This is a genomic window from Kytococcus sp. HMSC28H12, assembly GCF_001816045.1.
GTDB lineage: Bacteria > Actinomycetota > Actinomycetes > Actinomycetales > Dermatophilaceae > Kytococcus > Kytococcus schroeteri.
This window is the reverse complement of the sequence record NZ_KV824399.1, coordinates 1-3,965: the sequence shown is the minus strand read 5'-3', so window position 1 is coordinate 3,965 and position 3,965 is coordinate 1. Positions and strand designations below refer to the sequence as shown.

Here is a 3,965-nt window from a genome sequence, read left to right as displayed (position 1 = left end):
CCGGGATCCTGAGGATCCCGGGCCTTCCCGATGGGGTGAGCGACGGGACTTGAACCCGCGACCACCGCGACCACAACGCGGTGCTCTACCAGCTGAGCTACGCCCACCATCGCGTGATTCCGGCACCGCAGCGCCGGACAGCGGGGAACATCCTAACCCCTGTTGGGCAGTGCTCGTGCACCGAGGCCCCGTGGCGTCCTCCACGGCGCACCGGGCCGGGGTTCACGAGCCGAGGGCGTGGCGCGCGGCCACCTCCCGGGCCTCGTCGGTGGAGGGCCCGGGGGCGGCCACGAAGACGGCCTCCCGGTAGTAGGCCAGCTCGGCGATCGACTCGCGGATGTCGGCCAGGGCGCGGTGGCCGCCGGCCTTCTCCGGGGCGTTGAACCAGGCCCGCGGGTACCACCGGCGCGAGAGCTCCTTGATCGACGACACGTCGATGAGGCGGTAGTGCAGGAAGGCGTCCAGCTCGGGCATCTCGGCGGCGATGAAGCGGCGGTCGGTGGCGATGGAGTTGCCGGCCAGCGGGGCCTTGCCCGCCTCGGGCACCCAGGTGCGCACGTACTCCATGACCAGCCGCTCGGCCTCGGCGGCGGAGACACCGTGCTCGATCTCCTCCAGCAGGCCGCTGTCGGTGTGCATCCTGCGCACCACGGGGTTGAGCTCCTCGAGCACGCCGAGGTCCTCGGGGCGGATGACCACCTGCACGCCCTCCCCGAGCACGTTGAGCTCGAAGTCGGTGACCAGGGCGGCGATCTCCACCAGCACGTCGTGGCGCTCCAGGCCCGTCATCTCGCAGTCCACCCACACGATGCGGTCGGTGAGGGAACGGGGGTTGCCCGACGGGTTGGGGCGCTCGGCGGCGCCGGCCGCGGGGCCGGTGGGGGCGGGGGAGGTCGCGTCAGTGGTCACCCGTCCAGCGTAGCGAGGGGCTCCCGGCGGGCCGCCTAGCCTGTGCCCATGCCGTACACGCCGTACACCCAGCCCCCTGCCCGTGACTGGCCCGCCACCATCGCGCTGGGGAGTGTGCTGGTGGTGCTCTTCGGCATCGGGGCGCTGGTCATGGCGCTCACCCTCGGTCTGCAGTTCGGCGAGGTGGCGCTGCCGCTCATGGTGCTGCTGGCCGCCGTGCCGCTGTGCATCGTGGTGCCGGTGTTCCTGTGGCTGGACTCCTTCGAGCGCGAGCCCACGTGGCTGCTCCTGCTGGCCCTCGGGTGGGGGGCCGTGGTGGCCACCGGGTTCGCCCTGGTGGTCAACGAGATCGGCTACGCGGTGGCCTCGCTGCTGGCCCTGTCGGCCGACGCGGTGACGGCCGTGGTGGTGGCGCCGCTGGCCGAGGAGTCGCTCAAGGGCCTGTTCCTGCTGGGTCTGCTGTGGTTCCGGCCGCGGGCCATCGACGGCGTGCTCGACGGCATCGTCTATGCCGGGGTGGTCGCAGCCGGCTTCGCGTTCATGGAGAACATCGTCTACTTCGCCACCGCGGTGGCCGAGGAGGGCACGGCCGGGCTCACGGCCACCTTCGTGGTGCGTGGTCTGGTGAGCCCCTTCGCGCACCCGCTCTTGACCGCTTGCACCGGCGCGGCCGTGGGGCGCGCCGTGCTCTCCCGGGAGGAGGGCTGGCGTATCGCGTGGCCGGTCTTCGGCTGGTGCGCGGCGGTGCTGCTGCACGGCATCTGGAACCTCGCCATCGTCTTCCCGGCGGGGTGGGTCCTCGTCTACCTGTTCTTCGAGGTGCCGGTGTTCGTGGCCTTCCTCGTCTTCGTCCTCTGGCTGCGCCGCCGCGAGCTGCGCACCATCGCCACCCACCTGCAGCCCTACGTGGACCACCGGCAGGTGACCTCCTTCGAGGCCCGGATGGTGGGCGACCCGTCCGAGCGGGGGCGGGCGGTGGCCTGGGCCGGGGAGCGCGCCGGCGGCCAGGGCCGGCGGGCGATGAAGGACTTCCAGCGCACCGCCACCCGGCTGGCCCACGTCCGCGCACGCCTGGACCGGGCGCACCACCGCAGCGGTCCGCTGGGCACGCGGCCGACGCGCACCTGGGAGGCCCGGGAGCTCCACGAGCAGCGGGTGCTGTTGGAGCGGCTCGCCGAGCAGCGGCGGCGCTTCGCCGGGGCCTGAGGGGCGCCGGCGGCACGGCCTAGACTGACCGCCCGCACCGGCCGGGGACCCGCCTCGGGTGGGCCGGTGCGAGCCCCCGTAGCTCAATGGACAGAGCACCGGCCTTCTAATCCGATGGTTGCGCGTTCGAATCGCGCCGGGGGCGCCCGAGGGGGCCGCCGCGCCTAGTCTGTCCACCGTGACTGAGCGTGTGGACCCAGAACTGCTCGATGCCGTGACCGACCTGCGCGCGGCGGTGGCCGACGCCCGGTTCCCCGTGGAGGCACCGGGTGCGGTGGCGGCCCGCGACCAGCGGGGACAGCTGTTGCGCCAGCTGGACGACTACGCCCTGCCGCGCCTGCAGGCGCTGGACGCCCCGCTGCTGTGCGTGGTCGGCGGGTCCACCGGCGCCGGCAAGTCCACCCTGGTGAACTCCCTGCTGGGCGACACGGTGACCCGCAGCGGCGTGCTGCGTCCCACCACCCGGGCCTCCGTGCTCATCCACCACCCGAGTGACGCCGGCTGGTTCACCACCGACCGCGTGCTCCCGGAGCTGGCGCGCACCACCGGGGGCGAGGGCGGCGACGGGGACGCCGGTGCCGTGCGCCTTGTGGAGTCGCGCACGCTGCGCCCCGGCCTGGCGCTGCTGGACGCTCCCGATATCGACTCCGTGGTGCAGGCCAACCGCGACCTCGCCCGCCAGCTGCTGGGCGCGGCGGACCTGTGGGTCTTCGTCACCACCGCCGCGCGCTACGCCGACGCCGTGCCCTGGCAGATGCTGCTGCAGGCCGCTGAGCGCGGCACTTCGGTGGCCCTGGTGCTGGACCGTGTGCCCGAGGGGGTCATGGAGGAGGTGCGCACCGACTTCTCGGCGATGCTGCGCGAGCAGGGCCTGGGCGACGCGCCGGTGTTCTCCGTGCCCGAGGCGCACCTGACCGCCGAGGGGCTGCTGCCGGCCGAGGAGGTGCTGCCGCTGCGCTCCTGGCTCAACTCCCTGGCCGACGACGCCGACGCCCGCCAGGTGGTCATCCGACGCACCCTGGCCGGCACCCTGGCCTCGCTGCACCGGCGCACCCTGCAGGTGGCCGAGGGTGTGGACGAGCAGGTGGCCGTGGTCGAGGGACTGCGCGAGGACGCCCGTCGCGGCCACGAGGATGCCCGGGACCGGGTCTCCGAGGCGATGGACGACGGCACCCTGCTGCGCGGTGAGGTGCTGGCCCGGTGGCAGGAGCTCGTGGGCACCGGTGAGGTGTTCAAGCAGCTCGATGCCGGGGTGGGCCGCCTGCGCGACCGCATCACCGCCTTCGTCACCGGGCGTCCCCGTCCGGCGACCACCGACGACCTCGGGGAGGCCCTGGGGGACGGGGCGGCCCAGTTGCTGGAGTCCCAGCTGGAGGCCGCCGCGGCGGTCACCGCCCGGGCCTGGCGCGGCGACCCCGCCGGTGCGGCCCTGCTGGAGCGCCACCCGGAGCTCGCCCGTCCCGGCGCCGGGGCCCGGGAGCGCAGCCAGCAGCTGGTGCACGACTGGCAGGGTGACCTGCTGGAGCTCGTGCGCCGACAGGCCGGCAGCAAGCGCGCCACCGCCCGCTACCTGGCCTTCGGCATCAACGGCATCGGGGTGCTGCTCATGGTGCTGGTGTTCGCGTCCACCGGTGGTGCCCTGCTGGGCAGCGAGGTGGCCATCGTCGGCGGGTCGGCGGTGGTGGCCCAGCGCGTGCTCGAGGCGATCTTCGGCGACCAGGCGGTGCGTTCGCTGGCGGCGACCGCCCGGCGCAACCTGGAGGAGCGCGTGACCGCCCTCATGGCCGACGAGCGGGCGCGCTACGACGCCGTGCTGGACGAGGTGGGGGCCACCCCCGAGGTGGCCGCCC

3 protein-coding genes and 2 tRNA genes are annotated in these 3,965 nt (G+C 74.1%); 3 read left to right on the top strand and 2 right to left on the bottom strand.

Annotated features, from left to right (window positions below; translation table 11 throughout):
- Window positions 1-31: 31 nt before the first annotated feature.
- Together HMPREF3099_RS05110 and orn are read right to left on the bottom strand one after the other, a co-directional pair.
- A tRNA-His gene (locus HMPREF3099_RS05110) sits at window positions 32-107 on the bottom strand.
- Between the two features lie 115 nt (window positions 108-222).
- Window positions 223-909 carry an oligoribonuclease gene (gene orn, locus HMPREF3099_RS05105; RefSeq protein WP_083323510.1) on the bottom strand — a complete coding sequence of 229 codons (687 nt, stop codon included), beginning with the start codon at window positions 907-909 and terminating at the stop codon, window positions 223-225.
- A gap of 48 nt (window positions 910-957) precedes the next feature.
- Between orn and HMPREF3099_RS05100 the strand changes: the two genes are divergently transcribed.
- The 3 genes from HMPREF3099_RS05100 to HMPREF3099_RS05090 all read left to right on the top strand — a co-directional run.
- On the top strand, window positions 958-2,115 hold the full coding sequence (locus HMPREF3099_RS05100; RefSeq protein WP_070704854.1) for a PrsW family intramembrane metalloprotease: 1,158 nt from the start codon (window positions 958-960) through the stop codon (window positions 2,113-2,115).
- 72 nt (window positions 2,116-2,187) lie between these two features.
- Window positions 2,188-2,260 (top strand) — tRNA-Arg (locus tag HMPREF3099_RS05095).
- A 33-nt stretch (window positions 2,261-2,293) separates the two neighbouring features.
- Window positions 2,294-3,965, top strand: a 1,672-nt coding sequence (locus tag HMPREF3099_RS05090; protein ID WP_237769746.1) for a GTPase family protein, incomplete at its 3' end; no start/stop codon positions are given.